Consider the following 18,619-nt stretch of genomic DNA (forward strand, 5'->3'; position numbering starts at 1 on the left):
TCAGAACGCGGTCCAGGGCACGGGCGCCGGCGGCGCCGCGCAGAACCATTCTTCCGGGCTGGATTCGCATTCCGCCAGCCAGGCCTTGCCCTCGGGGCTGCGGAACTCGCGCAGGCGTGCCACCAGGTGCAGGGCCTGGTCGGTCTGGCCATTGGCGTGCAGGCTGCGCGCCCAGGCCATCATCAAGCGCGCGTCGATCAGCTGGTGCCCGGTGCGCCGCGCCGCGGCCAGGGCATCGGGGCCGGTACCGAGGGCGGTGGCGGCGGCGTAATCGGCCTGGGCACCGAAGAACAGGGTGCGCTGGCCGCGCGCGATGCGCTCGCGCAGCGAGGCCCCCTCATGCCCCGGCGCATAGATGGCGGTGAGGGCGCGGTACTCCCAGACGGCATACAGGCTGCCCAGCAGCAGCACCAGGGCCACACCCTTGTGCAGGGCGGCCTGCGCCGCCTGCGGGCGGGCCGGGACGTCCTGCCCCTCCGCCGCCAGACACAGGCCGAAGGCATAGGCCGTGGGCAGCAAGAAGTAGGCGTACCAGAGCGGGTACTCCAGCATGCTGTGCACGCCGGCGATCAGGATCAGCATCAGCGCGGCACGGCGGTCCAGCGCATCGCCCCCCCGCGCGCGCCAGGCCAGGCGCACGGCGGCGGCAAAGGCCAGCGTCAGCGGCAGCAGCACCAGGGCGCCCAGGGGCACGCCCAGCTCCACCAGCAGCTGCAGCGGCAGGTTGTGGTTGTGGTCGAAGAAGGCGATCGGACGGTCCGGGAAGGGCGTCAGCGTCCAGGCGCGGTTGAACTCGCTCCAGCCCACGCCGATCCAGGGTTGCTGCTTCAGCAGCTCCCAGCTGTTGAGCAGGATCTTGATGCGCGAGGGCGAGCCCGCGCCCTCGCTGTCCAGCCGCACCTCGGCGCCGAAAGTGGCACCGCTCAGCTCCGCCCACAGGTGCAGCCCGCCCCAGGCCAGCAGGGCCAGCACAGGCGTGAGCAGCAGAGCAATGCGCTGCGGGCGCGCGAGCTGGCGGTCCAGCAGGCCCCAGAGCAGCAGCAGGGGCACGCCAAACCACAGGCCGGTGCGCGAGGCCGTCAGCACCAGGGTGGTGATCAGCAGTGCCAGCAGGCCCAGCAGGCGCGGCAAGGGCCAGCCGCGCCGCTGCGCCAGCCAGACGGCGGCGATGGCCGCCCACACCATCAGCGTGGCCAGGTGGTTGGGCTGGCGCAGATTGCCGACCGCGCGGCCGGCATAGCCGCTGCGGGCGATCCAGCTGCCGTCGGCCCAGGCCGGCGCGAACACCTGCACCGCGCCGATGGCCGTGCCCGCCAGACCCGCCGCCAGCAGGCCCAGCGCCAGGCCCTCGACCCCCAGGCGCGCCGCACCCAGCAGGGCCACGGCGGCGGCGGCCAGCACGAAGACGTTCAGCTCCAGCAGCGGCGCCAGCGGGGCCTTCAGCAGGCCCTGCGGCCCGGCCAGCAGCGCGCCCACCAGCAAGGCCACCAGCGCGGCCAGCAGCAGCTTGAGCCCCAGGCTGGCGCGCGCCGGCCAGCCGGCCGGCGCCAGCAGCAGCACGCCGCCCCAGGCACCCAGCGCCAGCAGCTGGTTGAACAGCGTGGACGAGGGGGCGAGGTTGTAGGCCAGCAGCGTGGGCGCCAGGCAGGCCAGCGCCAGGCCGGCCGTCAGCGGCCGGAGTTCCTTAGATCCAACCAAGATCGATCGCGCGCAGCACGGCCTGGGTGCGGTCGCGCACACCCATCTTGGCGAAGATCGACGAGCAGTGGTTCTTGATCACGCCCTCGCTATTGCCCAGCAGGCCGGCGATCTCGGTGTTCGAGCGGCCGCTGGCCACCAGGCGCAACACCTGCAGCTCCTTGGGGCTGAGCGGTTCGGGGTCGGGCAGGCCCTCGAAGGCGCGCTCGGTGGCGCCGGGGCGGGTGGCGCGCTCGGTCAGGCCGGGGCGCAGCGCAGTGCTGCCGCTGGCCACGTCGCGCAGCGCCTGGGCCAGGGTCTCGACGCTGATGGCCTTGAGCAGGAAGCCCTTGGCACCGGCGCGCACGGCCTCGTCGAAAGCCTCGCGGTCGTCGAAGGTGGTGAGCAGCAGCACCGGCACGGCCAGCGCGCGCGCGGCCAGGGCGCGGATCAGGCCGATGCCGTCCAGGCGCGGCATGCGCATGTCGGACAGCACCACATCGGGCATCAGCGTGGGGATGAGTTCGAGCGCCTTGGCGCCGTCCTCGGCCTCGCCGACGAGCTCGATGTCGCCGCACAGGGCCAGCAGGCCCTTCAGGCCTTCACGCACCAGCTGCTGGTCTTCCACCAGCAGCACTCGGATCGGATTCGGGGCAGCAGCTTGCACTTAGAGCCTCTCTTGGCGCGGGATGCGCAGTTCCAGACAAAAACCGGGTTGGTGGCGCAGCACCGTCAGGCTGCCCCCCAATTCTTCTACGCGCTCGCGCATGCCCGTCAGGCCGTTGCCGGCCTGCAGGCGGGGCGCGCCCACGCCGTCATCTTCGATGCGGACCAGCACCTGGTCGCCGGATTCGACGCTGAGCAGGCGCATCGCCACTTCGACCTGGCGGGCGCGCGCGTGGCGCACGCAGTTGGTCACCGCCTCTTGCACGCAGCGCAGCAGGGCGTGGGCACAGCGCGGGCTCAGGTCCTGCACGGCGTCGGCCGCCACATCGAGCACGATGCGCGGTGATTCGATGCCGGCCTGCAGGGCCTGCAGCGCGGCGCGCAGGTCGATGCGGGCCTCGTCGCGCTGGGCACTCACGGCCGCGCGCACATCGGCCAGCAGCTGCTGCGCCACGGCGCGCGCCTTGCCCAGGGCCGGCGTGGCGGCGTTCGCGTCGCCGCGCGCGGCCAGGGCCTCGCCCAGCTGCAGTTGCAGGTTCAGCGCGGCCAGGTGGTGACCCATCAGATCGTGCAGCTCGCGCGCGATGACCAGGCGCTCGGAATAGCGCAGCTGCTCGTCGTGCAGGCGCTCGGCGCTCAGGCGTTCGGCCAGCATGGCCTGCAGCCAGCGGCGCTTCTCGGCCTGCGAGGCCGTGAGCCGGCCCAGGCCATAGGCCAGGCCGTGCAGGGCCAGCATGGACATCGCCGTCATCGTCACGCCGTAGAGCAGGCCCTGGTGCAACTGCTCGTCGCGCTGGCCGGCATTGGGCAGCCAGAGGTAATTGGCCAGGGCCAGCAACACCTGCAGGGCGGCAAAGATCAGCGCGGCGCGCGCGCGCAGCAGCACCGCGGCCATGGCGGTGACGAGAAAGGGCAGGCCGGGCGTGACGGCGAAGGCCAGCACGTCCAGCAGCACCAGCCAGCGCAGCGCGTGGCGCGGCGGGTTGTCCATGTGCTGCGGCCGCGCCAGGCGCCACAGCAGCCAGCCGAAGGCGCCCAGCAGCATCAGCGAGAGGATCAGCGGCGTGGGGTTGCGCGGCGCGCCGCCCAGCGCGGCCCAGGCCTGGGCGATCAGGCCGTCATACGGCTCGGTGGCGGCGCCGGCCAGCGTGGCCACGGCCGAATAGAGCTCCAGCGCGCAGATCACCAGTGCGGCCATGCGCAGCGCCACGGCCGGCTCGGTGAAGCGGTCGATCCAGGGGCGGCGCGGGGCGGGGCTCAAGGGCGGGAGGCTCTCAAAAAGCCGGCGAGCTTAGGGGCGGGCCGGCCAGACACCATTCGTCACGAAGTCATCGGGGCGGCCTGGGCAATCACCCCGCCGCCCAGGCAGACCTCGCCGTCGTACAGCACGGCGCTCTGGCCGGGCGTCACCGCCCACTGCGGCTGCTCGAAGTCGAGCGCGAAGCCGGCCGGGGCGGCTTCAAAGCGGCAAGCGGCATCGGCCTGGCGGTAGCGCGTCTTGGCGCCATAAACCCCGGGGGCGGGCGTGCGACCGGCAATCCAGCTGCAGTCGTCCGCCACCAGGGCGGGGCTTTGCAGCAGCGAGTGGTCGTGCCCTTGCACCACCACCAGGCGGTTGCGCTCCAGGTCCTTGCGCGCCACGAACCAGGGGGCGTGCTCGCCTCCGCCGCGCGGCGCACCCTTCTCCTTCACGCCGCCAATCCCCAAGCCCTGGCGCTGACCGAGGGTGTAGAAGCTCAGGCCCACATGCTGGCCGAGCTTGCGGCCGCGCTCGTCGACGATGTCGCCGGGCGCGTGGCTCAGGTAACGGTTGAGGAATTCGCGGAAGGGCCGCTCGCCGATGAAGCAGATGCCGGTGGAGTCCTTCTTCTTGGCGTTGGGCAGGCCCCATTCGGTGGCCAGGCGGCGCACCTCGGTCTTGGGCAGTTCGCCCACCGGGAACAGCACCTTGCTCAGCTGCGCCTGGCTCAGCCGGTGCAGGAAGTAGCTCTGGTCCTTCAGCGGGTCCAGTCCCTTGAGCAGCTGCGACTCCCCGCTGGGCAGCACGCGGCGGCGCGCGTAGTGCCCGGTGGCGATCGCGTCGGCGCCCAGGCGCATCGCGTGGTCCAGAAAGGCCTTGAACTTGATCTCGGCGTTGCAGAGGATGTCCGGGTTGGGCGTGCGGCCGGCCTGGTACTCGCGCAGGAACTCGGCGAATACGCGGTCCTTGTACTCGGCGGCGAAATTCACGTGCTCGATCTCGATGCCGATGACCTCGGCCACCGCGGCGGCGTCGACGAAGTCCACGTTCGAGGAGCAGTACTCGGAATCGTCGTCGTCTTCCCAGTTCTTCATGAAGATGCCGATGACCTCATGGCCCTGGCGCTTCAGCAGGGCGGCGGAGACGGCGGAATCGACGCCGCCGGAGAGGCCGACGACGATGCGTTGTTTCGGTGTGGCAGAAGACATGGTCTTGCGATTGTCGTTAGGCTGCCGGCTTTTCCCAGAACGGAGCCCGAGACATGCGCCACAGCCTTGCCGCCTTCGCCCTTGCCCTGCCGCTCTTGGGCAGCACCCTGGCCCACGCTGCCCCGCCCCAGGCCGGTGGCCAGGCGCCGGGCTGGTACCGGATGAAGCTGGGCAGCTTTGAGGTGACCTCGCTCTACGACGGCTTCTTCCGCCTGCCGGTGGACAAGCTGCTGCAGACCGACGACCCGACCCTGGTGGCGCGCCGCCTGCAGCACCACTACCTGGGCCTGCCGCTGGAAACCTCGGTGAACGCCTTCCTGGTGCACACCGGCGAGAAGCTGGTGCTGATCGACACCGGCCACGCCGGCCAGGGCGGCGAGGCCACCGGCCGCGTGCTCGCGCATCTGAAGGCCAGCGGCTACAGCCCCGAGCAGGTGGACGAGGTCTACATCACGCACTTCCACGGCGACCATCTGAACGGCCTGGTCGACAAGGACGGCAAGCCCGCCTACCCGAACGCCGTGGTACGCGCGGACCAGCGCGAGTCCGGCTTCTGGCTGAGCGACCCGGCGCAGGCCCCGCAGGCCGCCCGCGGCGGCATGGCCAACGCGCAGCGCGTGCTCAAGCCCTACCTGGACGCAGGCCGCTTCAAGCCCTTCGATGGCGCCACCGAGCTGGTCAAGGGCGTGCGCGCCGTGCCCGCCTACGGCCACACGCCCGGCCACAGCATCTATGTGGTGGAGTCCGGCGCCGACAAGATGGTGCTCTGGGGCGACCTGATGCATGTGGCGGCCGTGCAGTTCGCCCATCCCGAGGTAACGATCGCCTTCGACAGCGACCAGAAGGCCGCGCGTCCGCAGCGTGAGGGCCAGTACAAGGCCGCGGCCGAGGGCGGCTACTACGTCGGCGTCACGCACGTGAGCTTCCCGGGCATCGGCAAGCTGCGCGCCGACGGCAAGGGCTACGAATGGATTCCGGTGAACTACCCGCGACCGTGAACATCGAGCTGCGCGAGATCACGGCCGAGACGGTGATCGCCATCATCAAGCTGCAGGTGGCTCCGGCCCAGCAGGGTTTTGTGGCGCCCAACTCGGTCTCGCTCGCCCAGGCTCTGTTCCACCCCGAGGCCTGGTACCGAGCCATCTATGTGGATGGCGAACCGGCCGGCTTCGTGATGCTGGAAGACCGCAGCGGCCTGCCCGACGCGCAGGCCAAGGACCGCGAAGAGGCCGGCTTGTGGCGCCTGATGGTGGACGCGCGCTACCAAGGCCTGGGCGTGGGCCGCGCGGCGCTGCGGCAGGTGATCGGGCAGCTGCGCGCACGCGGCTTCCAGCGCCTGCTGACCTCCTATGTGCCCGGCCCGGGCTGCCCGGAGCCCTTCTACAAGCGCCTGGGCTTCACGCCCACCGGCGAGGTGGACGGCGGCGAGGTGGTGCTGGCGCTGACGCTTTGATGGCGCCGGCTCAGTCCAAGCTGCCCGCCAGCGGCGCCACCACGGCGTCCAGGCTGGGGCGGGCGAACCAGTAGCCCTGCATCAGGCGCACACCCAGATCGGCCAGCGCATCGCGCTCGGCCCGCGTCTCGATGCCCTCGGCAATCACCTGGATGCCGAGCTCCGCGCAGGTGGCCAGCAGGCCGCGCACGATGGCGCGGCGCGGTTTGTCGGCATCGATGCCGCGCACCAGGTGCATGTCGAGCTTGACCAGATCGGGCTGGAAATCGGCCAGCAGCTTGAGCCCGGCATAGCCGGCGCCGAAGTCGTCGATCGCCGTCAGGAAGCCGGTGCGGCGGTACTCGCGCAGGATCTCGGCCAGCCAGGCGCCGTCCTCGACCTGCTCGCCCTCCGTCACCTCAAAAATGATGCGTTCCAACGGAAAGCCGTGGGTGCGCGCCGCCGCCAGGGTGGTGCGGATGCAGACCTCGGGCCGGTAGATGGCGTTGGGCAGAAAGTTGATCGAGATGCGCTCGCTCAGGCCCTGCTCGGCGGCCATCTTGATGGCCTTGACGCGACAGGCCTGGTCGAAGCGGTAGCGATTGCCGTCGTGCACCTGGTCCAGCACCCAGCCGGCGCCCTGGCCCTCGGTGCCGCGCACCAGGGCTTCGCGGGCGAACACGCTGCGCGTGCCCAGGTCCACGATGGGTTGGAAGGCGAAGCGGAAGTCAAAACCGAGCGCATCGCCGCGTGCGCAGGATTCGCAGTCGGCGGCGCTGCCCTGCAATGGCGTGAAGTTGGATGGAAATACGGGGTGGGCCGAAGCCATTCAGTCCTCCATCAGAGACGGGCGAAATAGCGCTCGGGCATGGCGCGAAAACGCGCCGACAACCCGGGGTTGGGCAATTCCAGCACCTGCGCCCGCAAGGGCTCGGTGCGCTGCAGCCAGCGCGCGAAACCCGGGCTGGCCGCCAGCAGGCGGCGCAGGCTGCCGTCCTCGAATGCCGACTCCAGCCCGCGTTGTAACGCGTCGCGCAAGGCCAGGCGGCCGGGGGCGACGAAATACAGACGCGCAAAGCGGTAATGCAGCAGGGGTCGCTCCAACACCTCGCAATCGGGCGCCAGCGCCCGGTGGCGCTGCAGCTGCTCCTGCGCCTCTTCGATGCCCAGGGGCAGCACATCGAAGCGGCCGCCCTGCAGCATGCGGAACAGGGCCTTGAACGGGGCCGTGTCCACCGCCAGGCCGGCGGCCTCCAGGATGCGCTGATCGGCCCAGCCGGGCCCCTGGCCGACGCGAAAGCGGCGCAAGCCGGCCAGGTTGCGCACGGCCGCCACCTCGGCGGCGCGGTCGTGCCGCACCAGCAGGCAGCGCCAGCCGCTCAGGCCCAGGTCGATGGGGAAGAACACCGGCTCGTAGCGGTCTTCCAGCTCGGGGCCGGTACCCATGTCCATCACGTCCACGGCACCACTGCCCAGGGCGCGGCGAAGGCCTTGCGGCCCCAAGGTCTCTTCGCCCATGTGCAACTGGTAGGGCTGGCCGCTCTTGCGCAGGGCCAGGTCCAGCAGGCGGTAGCCATAGGCCTGCTCGCCACGTTCATCCACGCGCGGGTACACCACCTCCAGCGGTTCGGCCTGCGCGCGCGGCAGCAGGCCCAGGCCGGGGCTCAGCGCGAACAGGGCACGACGCTGCATGGGCGCCCTCCATGGATCGGGAAGGCTCAGTCTAAGAGGCTCTGGTCGGTTTGCAGGTGCCCGTCCACCAGGGTCAGCACGCGGTCGGCGGCCTCGGCGAAATGCGGGTCGTGCGTCACCGTCACCACGGTGGTTTGCTGCTCGCGGCAGAGCTCGCGCAGGATGCTGCGCACATTGGCGCTGCTGGCGGAATCCAGGTTGCCGGTGGGCTCGTCGGCCAGGATCACCAGGGGTTCGTTGGCCAGCGCGCGCGCAATCGCCACGCGCTGGCGCTGCCCGCCGCTGATCTGGTGCGGGCGCTTGTGCCCATGTCCCTGCAGGCCCAGCCGCTCCAACAGGGCGTGCGCGCGCGCGCGGATGGCGGGCTCCTTCAGGCGGCCGAGGCGGCGCATCGGCAGCGCCACGTTGTCCAGCAGGCTGAACTCGGGCAGCAGGAAGTGGAACTGGAACACGAAGCCGAGCTTGGCCAGGCGCGTGTCGGCCAGGCGGTTGTCGTCCAGGTCATGGGTGTCCTGGCCGTCCAGCACCAGGCTGCCGCTGCTGGGGCGGTCCAGCAGGCCGAGCAGGTAGAGCAGCGAGCTCTTGCCCGAACCGGAGGGGCCGACGATGGAGACGAACTCGCCGCGCTCGATGTCCAGGCTGACGCGTTCCACCAGCGTCACGGGCACATCGCCCGGCAGCGTGCGTGTCAGCTCGCGGGCCTGCAGCAGGGCCGTCATGCCGCCCCCCCGGCGAGCGGGCGTACGAGCGGGTGCAGGGCGCTGGCCGGCACCTGGCGGTAGACCGCGGGTAGCTCGGGGTTGGGCAGGCGCACGATGCGCTCCGGGACCTGGGCGCGGGGGCCCAGCAGCGGCGCCAGGCCGGCTTGCAGCTGCAGCACCGCCAGCACCGCGCCCTCGGCGTGGGCCTGCTGCAGGCCGCGCAGCAGGGCCTCGCGCAGCCGGGTGTGGCCGCGCGTCACCATGAACTTGCGGGCCAGCGGGTAGTGCAGGGCCAGCCCCGGCACCAACACGGCCGAAGGCGCCAGGGCCTGGTGCTGGCGCAGTGCCGCATGGATCTCCTCCACCCCCAACGGGTAGAGATCGAAGCGGCCGGCTTCGAGCATGCGGAACAGGTTCAGGAACTGGCTGGTGTCCACGCGCAGGCCGGCGGCGCGCAGGATGCGCGTGTCCACCCACTCATCGCCCTGACCGAAGCGAAGCGCCTTCAGATCCTGCAGGGTGCGAACCTCCGCCAGCACCGGCAGCAGGCTGCGCCGCGCCAGCAGCTGGCGCAGGCCGCTCAGGCCCAGATCCAGGGCAAAGGGCACGAGGTCGAAGGCGGCCTCGGCCTCGCGGGAGATGCCGCCGTCGAGCACCTGCACGCGGCCCGCGGCCAGTTCCTCGCGCGCCCGGCGCGAGGACAGGGGCGCATCCGTCAGTCGCAGCTGGAAGGGCTCGCCCGAGCGCTGCAGGGCCAGCTCCAGCAGGCGGTAGCCATAGGCATCGACCGGGCGCTCCGCCAGCCGGGGGTAGACGACCTCCAGCACCGACGTGTTGGCACCACCCGGCTGCCAGCTCCCCGCCGCCGCGGCAACGGCCACGCGGGCCAGCGCGCGCCGGCGCAGCGGCCTGGCGAGGCCGTTGCTCACGCTGCCCCCCGCAGGATGTCCACCGGGTGCACGCGGGCGGCCTTGCGCGCTGGCAGCCAGGCCGCCGCCAGCGCCGAAGCCAGGGCGAAGCCGGCCGCCAGCGCGAACTGCTCGGCCCCCCAGTACAGCGGCAGGTTCGTCACCTCCACCGCGCCGGGCGGCTTCACCGCCACCTGCCCGAGCGCATGCATCAGCAGGGCGCCCAGGGCCAGGCCGAGCAGGCTGCCCACCACGCCCACCGCCGCGCCCTGCAGCAAAAAGATGCGCTGCAGCTCGTTGGCGTGAAAGCCCATGCTCTTGAGGATGGCGATGTCCTTGGTCTTTTCCAGCGCCACGGTGCTCAGGGTGTTGTAGATGCCCAGGCTGGCCACCACCAGGATGGCCGACACCACGGTGTACATGATGAGGTTGCGGATGACGAGCAGGGCCAGGATGTCCTGATTCGCCTCGCTCCAGGCCACCGCCTTGTAGCCCCACTCGGCCTCGATGCGCGGCGCCAGCTGGCCGGCGGCCTGCACGTCGTCGAGCTGCAGGATCAGCCGGTTGGCGCGGTTCTCGCGCCCCAGCAGGGCCTGGGCGCGCTGCAGCTTCACGAAGGCCTGGCCCTCGTCGTAGCCCTGGTTGCCGGTGTAGAACACCCCGACCACCTTCATCTGCCGCGCCAGGCCCGAGGCCGCCACCACGCTGACGGTGCCACCCACGCGCAGCTGGAACTGCTTCATCAGCCCGGCGCCGAGCACGATGCCGTTCGGGTCGGCATTCAGGCTGTCCAGATTGCCCTCGGTCATCTTGGACTCGATGGTCGAGACCCCGCGCATCGCCTCGGGCTCGATGCCCTGCAGTTGCACGCCCTGCACGCGGCCGGCGAAGCTGAGCACCACGGCGCCGTTGAGCACCGGCGCCACGCGCAGGCCGGGCTGCTGGCGCAGCGCCTCCAGCATGCGCGGCCAGCCGCGGATGCCGCGGTTCTCGCGCTGCGGCTTGACGCGCGGCAGCTCCAGCGCGGCGGCGGGCCAGCGCAGCGCGGCGGGTTGGGGTTGGGCTTCGCGGTATTCGTCGTAGACGGTGATGTGCGGCGCGTTGTCCACCAGGCGCTGCAGGAAGTCGCGCTCGGAGCCGCGCATCAGGCTGGAGGTGGCCAGGAAAAAGGCCACGCCGAGGATGACACCGCCGAGTGCGACCAGGGTCTGGCGCTTGCGGCCGATGAGGTGGGCCCAGGCGACGGAGAGGACGACGCTCACTTGGGCGCCCCTTGCAACGAGCCCTTGGGGGCTTCAGCCCCAAGCCCCGACCCGCATTTCTTTGCTGCGCCAATGAAACGCAGGGCAAAGAAAGGCGCCAATGCACGCAGCCGGCCTCGGGCCGGCCGCGATTGCACGGCTGGCTCACAGGGCTCCCACACCCCTCCTGGGACTGGGAAAAACTGCCCGCTAAGCTGGCCGGAGTACCGGCCGTCTAGACCACCGCAAACCATTGCGGGCTCTCTGCGATGAATGGAGCCCCAACCGGCGAACGGAAGGGTTTGGTGCTCATTGGGGGTCTGTTCTTCGGAGCGCAGCGGGTGATGGTCTGCGGTGCCCGGGACGACCGGTACTCCGGGCGCCTTCGTTGTCCTGCCCGTCGAAGTCAGATGAGGGCTCGTCTCAGTGTGAGCCCAAGCACCGCCATCACAGTTCGCCCCTAGGGCGACTGTGCGCATTGGCGCCTTTCTTTTCCCCGCGTTTCTTTGGCGCAGCAAAGAAATGCGGGTCGGGGTGCAGGGGTTGAAGACCCCTGCGGGCTGCAACGAGAGAACACCAACGTTCACGGCGCCACCCGCACCCGTTGCCCCTCCACCAACCCTTCCGGCTTCGCAATGACCCGCGCATCGGCCGGCAAGCCGGTTCGCACCTCCACTCGCCCATTGCCGCTCGCCCCCACCTGCACCTTCAAAGCCCGCGCCCGCCCCTCCACCACCTGCCACACCTGCCCCTTCAGCACGGCGGCGGTCGGCAGGAGCAGCGCATCGGCCCGGCGCGCGGCGATCAGGTTGGCATCCACCGTCATGCCCACGCGCAGGGCGGCAGGCGGTGCGCTCAGGGCAATGCGCACGCGGTAGCTGCGTGCCACCGGGTCGCCGCGCGGGGTGATGCTGTCCACCTTGCCGTCGAACACCTGGGCGCCGAGGGCCTGGGCGCGCAGCACCACGGGCATGCCGGGCTGCACGCGCGGGATGTCCTCCTCGTCCACCTCGGCGCTGACGCGCAGCTTCAGCGCGTCACCCAGGTAGAGCAGGGGCTGGCCGGCGGCGAAGAACTGGCCGGGTTCGGCGTCACGCCTCAGCACCAGGCCGGCCACCGGCGCGTGCAGCAGGGCATAGGCGCGCTGGGCGCGCACGCGCTCGATCTGCGCGCGCACGGCGTCGCGCTCGGCGCGCGTGCGGTCGGCCTCGCTGGCGGCCATGAAGTTCTGCTTGACCAGGGTCTCCACACGGTCCAGCGCCAGCTGGGCCTGGCGCTCGCGCGCCGCCAGCTCCTGCAGCTGGGCCTCCAGCTCGGCGGTTTCCAGGCGCGCCAGCAGCTGGCCCTTCTTCACCGCCTGGCCCTCGTCCACCAACAGCTCGATGACCCGCCCGCCCACCCGCGGTGCGACCGGCAGCTGCAGCACCGGCTCCACGCTGCCGGTGGCGAACACGGCCTCGATGGCCTCGCCGCGCGTGGCCCCCACCAACTGCACCGGCGCCGGCCGGGCCCACCAGGCCCACGCTCCCCCCACCAGCAGCACCAGCACGCCCAGCAGCGCGAACCATCGTCTTCTTTGCGTCATGGGGGCGCATCTTGCCGCTGCCGGGCCGCTCGGGGCTTTGCTCGGGCGCAAAGCCCTGGCGGGCGGGCCGCCGCTTTACCTTTCATGACGCCAAGGTCACACACGCCAGACCGCGCGCCGCCAGCATGGCAGCCCACGCCCTCACCCGCGCAGGGCGCCGCACGTTTGCTGACACCCAAGGGTCCTCGTGATGCCTAGACTTGCTCCGTCCCCGCCCGCCCACCCGCCGCGCATGCAGCACCTGACACCCGAGCAGGTCGCGCTGGTCGACCGCCTGGCGCACAGCCTGTACCAGGTCGTTCCGGCCCGCTACAAGACCTACTGCGCCGTCACGGCCGGGGTGTGCCTGCGCGTGCTGCAGGCCTGCGGTGTGCCCGCCCAGCTGCAGCCCTGCCAGCTCTGGCACCTCGGCCCGCACCACAACCATGTGATCGGCTTCATCGGCGGGCGCCACAAGCCGGGCACCTGGGATGGCCATGTGGTCTGTGCTGCGGGGCATCTGCTGATCGAAACCGCCGCCCAGCACTTTGACGTCCAGTTCGGTCTGCCCTGCCCCTGGGTGGTGGTCACACCGCGCGTGGAGCTGCCCACCCAGGCGCTGGCCCGTGCGGAACTGAGCGAGGGCAACAGCCTGATGTGGATGCAGCCCCCGCCTGACGTGGACCCCACGCCCCCGCATGAGCCGGACGATCTGGTGCAAGGCCTGGCCCGCCAGCTGCTCGCGCGCCTGCACCCTGCCGGCGGCCGCGTGGGTGCAGCCTCCCTGCACACGGCGCTGCTGCCCGCTCAGCGACCTGCGACGCGCTCCCAGCTCAAGCCATAGCGCCCGAGGTACTTGCGCAGGCGGTCGGCATCGTTCACCACGCTGCGCTGGGTGCGGCTCACATTGAACAGCTGCCGCCCGGCCTCGCTCAGGCTGGGCGCCTTGGCGCAGACGGCCAGCACGGCGTCCAGCTGCAGCTGGTCGAAGTGGTCCAGCGCCGCCCAGGCCTCAGGGCCCAGCAAGGCCTCGGCACGCCCCTGCGTGGCCTCGTTCTGACGCCGCCACAGCCAGCGCAGGCGCTCGATCTCGGCCTCCACCAGCTCCAGGCCGATGCGCCCGCCCTCGGCCAAGGTGGCCAGGCGGGTGATCGAGGCGGAGAGATCACGGAAGTTGCCGCGCCAACAAGCCTCGGCGCTGCGCGCAAAGCGCAGGTAGCGCTCGCGCGCCTCCACGTTGAAGCGCGCCACCTGGCCGGTCTCGCGCGCGTGCAGCTGCAGCAGGTGCTCGATATTGGGCGCGATGTCCTCGCTGCGCTCGGCCAGGCCCGGCAGCGCGTACGTCCAAAGGTTGATGCGCGCGAACAGGTCGTCGCGGAAGCGCCCGGCGGCCACTTCGGCGCGCAGGTCTCGGTGCGTGCCGGCCACCAGCTGGAAGTCGCTCTCCACCTCGGCGTCGCTGCCCAGCGGGTAGAAGCGCTTTTCCTCGATGGCCTTGAGCAGCATGGCCTGCTCGTCCAGACCCAGCTCGCCAATCTCGTCCAGGAACAGCAGGCCCTGGTGGGCGCTGCGCAGATAGCCCGCGCGCTCGGCCTGCGCGCCCGTGTAGGCGCCCTTCTTGTGCCCGAACAGCGCCGAGGCTGCGCCGTCGCCCCTCAAGGTGGCGCAGTTCACCTCCACGAAGGGCCCGGCGAGCTGGTGGCGCGCCTTCTTCAGTTCGTACATGCGCCGCGCCAGATGCGACTTGCCCGCGCCCGTGGGCCCGATCAGCAGCACCGGCGCCTTCGAACGCACGGCCACACGCTCCACCTCGTCGATCAAGGCGTTGAAGCGCGGGCTCTGGGTGGCGATGCCGGCCTTCAGGAAGCTCACCGCATCGGCGTGCGCGCGCTCGAAGCGCTGGGCGATCTGGTCGTACTTGCTCAGGTCCAGATCGATCAGCGCGTAGCTGCCGGGGTTGCCGGCCTTCTGCTTGCGCGGCGGCGAGGTCTGCAGCAGGGGGCCTGGGATGAAGCGCGCCTCGGCCAGCAAGTACATGCAGATCTGCGCCACATGGGTGCCGGTGGTGATGTGCACCCAGTAGCGCTCGCGCTCGGTGTCGAAGCGGTAGGCGCGCACCCAGTCGTACAGCGCGGCGTAGACCTCGCCGAAGTCCCAGGGGTCCTTCAGCGGCATCTCCACGAGGTTCACCGTCGTCTCGGGCGAGACCGTGTGCACATCCGCCGCCACCAACTCGGCCAAGCTGCGGTGCTGGGGCGAATACAGCAGCTCGAAGCGCTGCACCGCCATGTCCTCGTGCTGAACGATGGACAGCGTCGGCCGCCACTTCTCCCAGCGCCCGGCACCCTGGCCGGCGTCGAGCTGGGAGCCGAGGAAGCCGATGACGACGGTTTTCGGGCTAGCCATTTGGCTAGTTTACGAGCTCCATAGATAGCCTCCTTGGAGCTGGCTCGGCGATAAGTGACCGAGACCGGAGGCACGACCAAATCAAATCAATGACTTACAAGATTCGTGACGCACTTGAGCCGGACTGGCACAGCTCCTGCAATGAAGAAGGCATCGAAACCACCTCCTGGGCGGCCCCTGCCAAACAAGGGCAACCCAAGCGGCCGGGGCCCGGAGCCTCGGACGGTCGGGCCGGCGCAGCACCGTTTCACCACGGTTCGGCTGCGCCGGCCAGGCGCCGGGGGTGACCACTGACCGATCCATGCAAAGCCCCATGTCCACGCCCTCGCTTCTCGCTGCCGTTCAGAACGCCTACCGCGTGTTCGGGCGTCGCTCTGCGCCCACCCTGCCGCTGAATGTCTGCACGGGCTGCTGCATGCCACCCGAGCTGGAGCAGGAGATGCGCAGCCTGCCCCTACAGCAACTGAGCGCCCGCCACTTCTGGGAGTACGCCGATGGTGCGATGGGGGTTCAGCCCGCCGCGGAGATCAAGTACCTGCTGCCGCGCTGGCTGGAGCTGCTGGCCGAGGGGCACGATCTGCGCCACTCGATCGAGGTCACGCTGGACCGGGTGGGCTGCTGCCCCGCTGACTCGTTCACCGAGGCCGAGCGCGCCGTACTGAACGACTTCATGCTGGCCTACTTCGACGCCCACATGAGCGGGCAGGCCTGCAGGGAGGGCCAGTGGTACCGGGCCGACGATCCGATCGGCCTGCTGCTGATGGCGGACTACGCCGGGCTGGAGGTGCGCCCCCTGCTGCAGCACTGGGCTGCGATGGAGCACCCGCAGTCCACCTTGGCCTTCGTGCACGCCGTCTACTGGGACTACCTGCCCACCGGTGACATCGGCTCGGCCTTCGCGGGTGACCGCCCAGCCTTCCGGGCCCTGATGCGCGAGTGGTTGGAAAGCCCTGCCACCCAGGCCGCCTTCACGCGCAAGCTGATGGACGCTGATCTGTTGGCCCGGGTTGCCCAGCACCCGCCCTGGGGCCACACCGCCATCGCCACCATGGTCGACGCCGTGTTCGACCACCTGACTCTCTGAGAACAATCCCACAAGAAGCCCAAGGAGCCCCATGAACTACAACGAACTCAAACCCGCCGGCGGCGTGCCCGTCAAGATGTGGACGAAAGGCGTCCCTGTCGAGGCCGACGCCCAAAAGCAACTGGCCAACGCCGCCCAGTTGCCCATCGTCTTCAAGCACATCGCCGCCATGCCGGACGTGCACCTCGGCATCGGCGCCACCATCGGCTCGGTGATCCCCACGCTCAAGGCCATCATTCCGGCCGCGGTGGGGGTGGACATCGGCTGCGGAATGATGGCCTGCAAGACCACCCTGCGTGCCGAAGATTTGCCCGACAACCTGGCCCCGTTGCGCAGCGCCATCGAGCGCGCCGTGCCGCACGGCCGCACCCCGGGGCCGCGCGACGTGGGCGCCTGGGACACCCCGCCCGAGACGGTGGACCAGATCTGGTCCGGCCTGGTGGGCGAGTTCGAGCAAATCTGCGAGAAGCACCCGCGCCTCAAGAACACCAACAACCGCAAGCACCTCGGAACCCTGGGAACCGGCAACCACTTCATCGAGGTCTGCCTGGATGAGCTGGGCTTCGTCTGGTTCATGCTGCACAGCGGTTCGCGCGGGGTGGGAAACGCCATCGGCAACCACTTCATCGAACTGGCGAAGAAGGACGCCGAGCTGCACCAGCGCAACCTGCCGGACAAGGACCTGGCCTACTTCGACGAAGGCGCGCAGTACTTCGGCGACTACGTGCAGGCCGTGGGCTGGGCGCAGCGCTTCGCGCAGAAGAACCGCGAAGTGATGATGGCCAATCTGATCGCCGTGGTGAAGAAGGTCATCACCAAGCCGTTCGAGAGCCACATCGAAGCGGTGAACTGCCACCACAACTACGTGCAGCAGGAGCGCCACTTCGGTGAAGACGTGTTCGTGACCCGCAAGGGCGCGGTGAGCGCGAAGAAGGGGCAGCTGGGGATCATTCCGGGCTCGATGGGGGCGCGCTCCTACATCGTGCGAGGGAAGGGGAACCCCGAAAGCTTCGAGAGCTGCTCACACGGCGCCGGCCGCACGATGAGCCGCACCGCGGCGAAGAAGCGCTACACGGTGGCCGATCAGATCAAGGCCACCGAGGGCGTGGAGTGCCGCAAGGACGCCGACGTGATCGACGAGATCCCGATGGCCTACAAGGACATCGATGCGGTGATGGCGGCGCAGGAGGATTTGGTGGAGGTGGTGCATACCTTGAAGCAGGTGGTGTGCGTTAAGGGCTGAGATGGGACCGAGGACAGCTCTGAGGGCTGTCTGACGCCCATCGAAGGACACGCCGCGTCCCGCGCGGCGTGGCTGGGGAGCTGGTGTCAGTACGGCAGGCCGGCAATCGTCGAAGAGCAGGTGAGTATGAAAAGCAACAAGCAACGCCGCCAGGAAATCAAGGCCCGCCGCCACCAGCGCGCAATGGCGATGAACACGGCCAAGCCCGGCCAGCGCACCCAGGCCGTGTCGGCCGACGCCGTGCCCGCGGATCCCGCCAAACTCACCCACAACAACACCTACGGCCTGTTGCCTCGCTTCTATCTGGATCGTCCCTTTGTGTGCCGCGACTGCAGCGCCGAAGCGGTCTGGACCGGCACGCAGCAGAAGTGGTGGTACGAGGAGTTGCAGAAGCCCATTGCCTCCCAAGCAGTACGCTGCCTCGACTGCCGCCGCGCAAGGCGGCAGCTGGTGGAGGCAAGCGGCGACGCCGCATTGCGACTTCGTTGTGAGGTGCAAGCATTGCGAGCGCTCGGCGATCGGGAGCCGACACCGAACGCTCGTGCAAGCGCAGAAGCAGCCCTGCACTCGAAGTGGGATGGCTTGCGCGTCACCGCCGTCAAGGTCCTGTGCCGCTGGAGCGATGTCGAATCGCTGCGGAAAGCCAGCGAGGCCGCGATGCGCGAATGCGCGGAAGGCCGCCGCACCGACGCCGGCCACGCAATGAACAAGGTGCTCGCTATGCGGCGGGCCTAGCAAGAACTCACATGAAGAACAACAAGCTCTTCACCGCCCACCCCATCGCCCCCGCCACCCGCGAGCGCATTGACCACGAACTCGCCCGCATCGAAACCGAGCACGAGGTCCAGATCCTCTACGCCTGCGAATCTGGCAGCCGCGCCTGGGGCTTCGCCTCGCCAGACAGCGATTACGACGTGCGCTTCGTCTATCTGCGCCGGCCCGCGCGCTACCTGACGGTGCGACCGGAGCGCGAGGTCATCGAGTGCCCGATCGACGCCGAGCTGGACATCAGCGGCTGGGACCTGCGCAAGGCGCTGGAGCTGGGCGGTGAGTCCAACCCCACGCTGCTGGAGTGGCTGCGCTCGCCGGTGGTCTACCGCCAGCACGCCCAACGCGCCGCGCAACTGCGCGAACTGACCGAGCGCTTCTTTGCGCGCGACCGGGCCTACCACCACTATGTGTCGATGGCACGCAAGAACGACCGCGAGCACCTGAAGGGCGAAACGGTGCGGCTGAAGAAATACCTGTACGTGCTGCGTCCGCTGCTGGCGGCGCGCTGGCTGCGCGAGCGCAGCGATGCGCCGCCGATGGTGTTTGCCGAGCTGGCGGAAAGCGTGCTGCATGAAGCCGAGCTGATCGACGCCATCAACGAGCTGCTGGCCGTAAAGATGCGCGCCGGCGAGGCCGAGCGCGGTGCCGCGCGGCCGGCGCTGCGCGCCTTCATCGACCGCGAGCTGGAACGGGCGACGCAGCAGGCGCCCGCCAAAGGCGAGCGGCAGCCGTTCGCGGCCCTGGATGCCTTCCTGGCCGACTGCGTGCTGAATCAACTGCGGTGAT

18 protein-coding genes are annotated in these 18,619 nt (G+C 70.1%); 7 read left to right on the forward strand and 11 right to left on the reverse strand.

Annotation, left to right across the window (positions count from 1 at the left end):
* From I7X39_RS07080 to mnmA, 4 genes are read right to left on the reverse strand one after another with little or no spacing between them, the layout of a single operon-like run.
* Positions 1 to 1,698 carry a PglL family O-oligosaccharyltransferase gene (locus I7X39_RS07080; protein WP_198110282.1) on the reverse strand — a complete coding sequence of 566 codons (1,698 nt, stop codon included), beginning with the start codon at positions 1,696 to 1,698 and terminating at the stop codon, positions 1 to 3.
* Positions 1,685 to 2,344: a response regulator transcription factor gene (locus I7X39_RS07085; RefSeq protein WP_198110283.1), complete on the reverse strand. Its 660-nt coding sequence runs from the start codon at positions 2,342 to 2,344 to the stop codon at positions 1,685 to 1,687. The genes I7X39_RS07080 and I7X39_RS07085 overlap by 14 nt, the downstream gene beginning before the upstream one ends.
* The gene (locus I7X39_RS07090) at positions 2,345 to 3,604 is read right to left on the reverse strand and encodes a sensor histidine kinase (RefSeq protein WP_198110284.1); all 1,260 of its coding nucleotides are present in this window, start codon (positions 3,602 to 3,604) and stop codon (positions 2,345 to 2,347) included.
* Between the two features lie 59 nt (positions 3,605 to 3,663).
* Positions 3,664 to 4,791 carry a tRNA 2-thiouridine(34) synthase MnmA gene (gene mnmA, locus I7X39_RS07095; protein ID WP_198110285.1) on the reverse strand — a complete coding sequence of 376 codons (1,128 nt, stop codon included), beginning with the start codon at positions 4,789 to 4,791 and terminating at the stop codon, positions 3,664 to 3,666.
* 53 nt (positions 4,792 to 4,844) lie between these two features.
* Between mnmA and I7X39_RS07100 the strand changes: the two genes are divergently transcribed.
* Both I7X39_RS07100 and I7X39_RS07105 read left to right on the forward strand, forming a co-directional pair.
* Positions 4,845 to 5,789: an MBL fold metallo-hydrolase gene (locus tag I7X39_RS07100; RefSeq protein ID WP_198110286.1), complete on the forward strand. Its 945-nt coding sequence runs from the start codon at positions 4,845 to 4,847 to the stop codon at positions 5,787 to 5,789.
* On the forward strand, positions 5,759 to 6,244 hold the full coding sequence (locus tag I7X39_RS07105; protein WP_198110287.1) for a GNAT family N-acetyltransferase: 486 nt from the start codon (positions 5,759 to 5,761) through the stop codon (positions 6,242 to 6,244). Before I7X39_RS07100 ends, I7X39_RS07105 begins: the two co-directional genes overlap by 31 nt.
* A gap of 10 nt (positions 6,245 to 6,254) precedes the next feature.
* Here the strand turns inward: I7X39_RS07105 and I7X39_RS07110 are convergent, their stop codons facing one another.
* From I7X39_RS07110 to I7X39_RS07135, 6 genes are all read right to left on the reverse strand, one after another.
* Entirely contained in the window at positions 6,255 to 7,052 is a 798-nt protein-coding gene (locus I7X39_RS07110; RefSeq protein ID WP_198110288.1) for an EAL domain-containing protein, read from the reverse strand.
* 11 nt (positions 7,053 to 7,063) lie between these two features.
* Positions 7,064 to 7,915: a substrate-binding periplasmic protein gene (locus I7X39_RS07115; RefSeq protein WP_198110289.1), complete on the reverse strand. Its 852-nt coding sequence runs from the start codon at positions 7,913 to 7,915 to the stop codon at positions 7,064 to 7,066.
* Between the two features lie 26 nt (positions 7,916 to 7,941).
* Positions 7,942 to 8,634: an ABC transporter ATP-binding protein gene (locus I7X39_RS07120; RefSeq protein ID WP_198110290.1), complete on the reverse strand. Its 693-nt coding sequence runs from the start codon at positions 8,632 to 8,634 to the stop codon at positions 7,942 to 7,944.
* Complete coding sequence (locus tag I7X39_RS07125) at positions 8,631 to 9,545, reverse strand: transporter substrate-binding domain-containing protein (RefSeq protein ID WP_198110291.1); 915 nt, start codon at positions 9,543 to 9,545, stop codon at positions 8,631 to 8,633. The genes I7X39_RS07120 and I7X39_RS07125 overlap by 4 nt, the downstream gene beginning before the upstream one ends.
* Positions 9,542 to 10,786, reverse strand: coding sequence for an FtsX-like permease family protein (locus I7X39_RS07130; RefSeq protein WP_198110292.1), 1,245 nt, complete (start codon positions 10,784 to 10,786; stop codon positions 9,542 to 9,544). Before I7X39_RS07130 ends, I7X39_RS07125 begins: the two co-directional genes overlap by 4 nt.
* Before the next feature lie 562 nt (positions 10,787 to 11,348).
* Complete coding sequence (locus I7X39_RS07135; RefSeq protein WP_198110293.1) at positions 11,349 to 12,350, reverse strand: efflux RND transporter periplasmic adaptor subunit; 1,002 nt, start codon at positions 12,348 to 12,350, stop codon at positions 11,349 to 11,351.
* A 232-nt stretch (positions 12,351 to 12,582) separates the two neighbouring features.
* Here I7X39_RS07135 and I7X39_RS07140 point away from each other — a divergent pair, with 232 nt between their 5' ends.
* A complete protein-coding gene (locus tag I7X39_RS07140) occupies positions 12,583 to 13,173 on the forward strand; it encodes a hypothetical protein (RefSeq protein ID WP_198110294.1) in 591 nt (196 codons plus the stop codon).
* On the opposite strand, the gene rtcR is transcribed toward I7X39_RS07140, so the two are convergent.
* The gene (gene rtcR, locus I7X39_RS07145; protein WP_198110295.1) at positions 13,137 to 14,735 is read right to left on the reverse strand and encodes an RNA repair transcriptional activator RtcR; all 1,599 of its coding nucleotides are present in this window, start codon (positions 14,733 to 14,735) and stop codon (positions 13,137 to 13,139) included. The two genes, I7X39_RS07140 and rtcR, sit on opposite strands and share 37 nt — an antisense overlap.
* A gap of 313 nt (positions 14,736 to 15,048) precedes the next feature.
* Here rtcR and I7X39_RS07150 point away from each other — a divergent pair, with 313 nt between their 5' ends.
* From I7X39_RS07150 to I7X39_RS07165, 4 genes are all read left to right on the forward strand, one after another.
* Positions 15,049 to 15,819 carry a hypothetical protein gene (locus I7X39_RS07150; RefSeq protein ID WP_198110296.1) on the forward strand — a complete coding sequence of 257 codons (771 nt, stop codon included), beginning with the start codon at positions 15,049 to 15,051 and terminating at the stop codon, positions 15,817 to 15,819.
* A 31-nt stretch (positions 15,820 to 15,850) separates the two neighbouring features.
* Positions 15,851 to 17,062 carry an RtcB family protein gene (locus I7X39_RS07155; RefSeq protein WP_198110297.1) on the forward strand — a complete coding sequence of 404 codons (1,212 nt, stop codon included), beginning with the start codon at positions 15,851 to 15,853 and terminating at the stop codon, positions 17,060 to 17,062.
* 126 nt (positions 17,063 to 17,188) lie between these two features.
* Positions 17,189 to 17,797, forward strand: a complete 609-nt coding sequence (locus I7X39_RS07160) for a zinc-ribbon domain-containing protein (protein WP_198110298.1) — start codon at positions 17,189 to 17,191, stop codon at positions 17,795 to 17,797.
* Between the two features lie 11 nt (positions 17,798 to 17,808).
* On the forward strand, positions 17,809 to 18,618 hold the full coding sequence (locus I7X39_RS07165; protein ID WP_198110299.1) for a nucleotidyltransferase domain-containing protein: 810 nt from the start codon (positions 17,809 to 17,811) through the stop codon (positions 18,616 to 18,618).
* The last annotated feature ends 1 nt before the right edge of the window (position 18,619 follow it).

The sequence above is a fragment of the Inhella proteolytica genome (assembly GCF_016093275.1).
GTDB lineage: Bacteria > Pseudomonadota > Gammaproteobacteria > Burkholderiales > Burkholderiaceae_C > Inhella > Inhella proteolytica.

Coding starts and splice junctions, on each gene's coding strand:
- I7X39_RS07105 (WP_198110287.1), top strand. CDS start 5,759: ATGGATTCCGGTGAACTACCCGCGACCGTGAACATCGAGCTGCGCGAG.
- I7X39_RS07155 (WP_198110297.1), top strand. CDS start 15,851: ATGAACTACAACGAACTCAAACCCGCCGGCGGCGTGCCCGTCAAGATG.
- I7X39_RS07100 (WP_198110286.1), top strand. CDS start 4,845: ATGCGCCACAGCCTTGCCGCCTTCGCCCTTGCCCTGCCGCTCTTGGGC.
- I7X39_RS07120 (WP_198110290.1), bottom strand. CDS start 8,634: ATGACGGCCCTGCTGCAGGCCCGCGAGCTGACACGCACGCTGCCGGGC.
- I7X39_RS07115 (WP_198110289.1), bottom strand. CDS start 7,915: ATGCAGCGTCGTGCCCTGTTCGCGCTGAGCCCCGGCCTGGGCCTGCTG.
- I7X39_RS07140 (WP_198110294.1), top strand. CDS start 12,583: ATGCAGCACCTGACACCCGAGCAGGTCGCGCTGGTCGACCGCCTGGCG.
- I7X39_RS07165 (WP_198110299.1), top strand. CDS start 17,809: ATGAAGAACAACAAGCTCTTCACCGCCCACCCCATCGCCCCCGCCACC.
- I7X39_RS07150 (WP_198110296.1), top strand. CDS start 15,049: ATGTCCACGCCCTCGCTTCTCGCTGCCGTTCAGAACGCCTACCGCGTG.
- mnmA (WP_198110285.1), bottom strand. CDS start 4,791: ATGTCTTCTGCCACACCGAAACAACGCATCGTCGTCGGCCTCTCCGGC.
- I7X39_RS07160 (WP_198110298.1), top strand. CDS start 17,189: ATGAAAAGCAACAAGCAACGCCGCCAGGAAATCAAGGCCCGCCGCCAC.
- rtcR (WP_198110295.1), bottom strand. CDS start 14,735: ATGGCTAGCCCGAAAACCGTCGTCATCGGCTTCCTCGGCTCCCAGCTC.
- I7X39_RS07135 (WP_198110293.1), bottom strand. CDS start 12,350: ATGACGCAAAGAAGACGATGGTTCGCGCTGCTGGGCGTGCTGGTGCTG.
- I7X39_RS07110 (WP_198110288.1), bottom strand. CDS start 7,052: ATGGCTTCGGCCCACCCCGTATTTCCATCCAACTTCACGCCATTGCAG.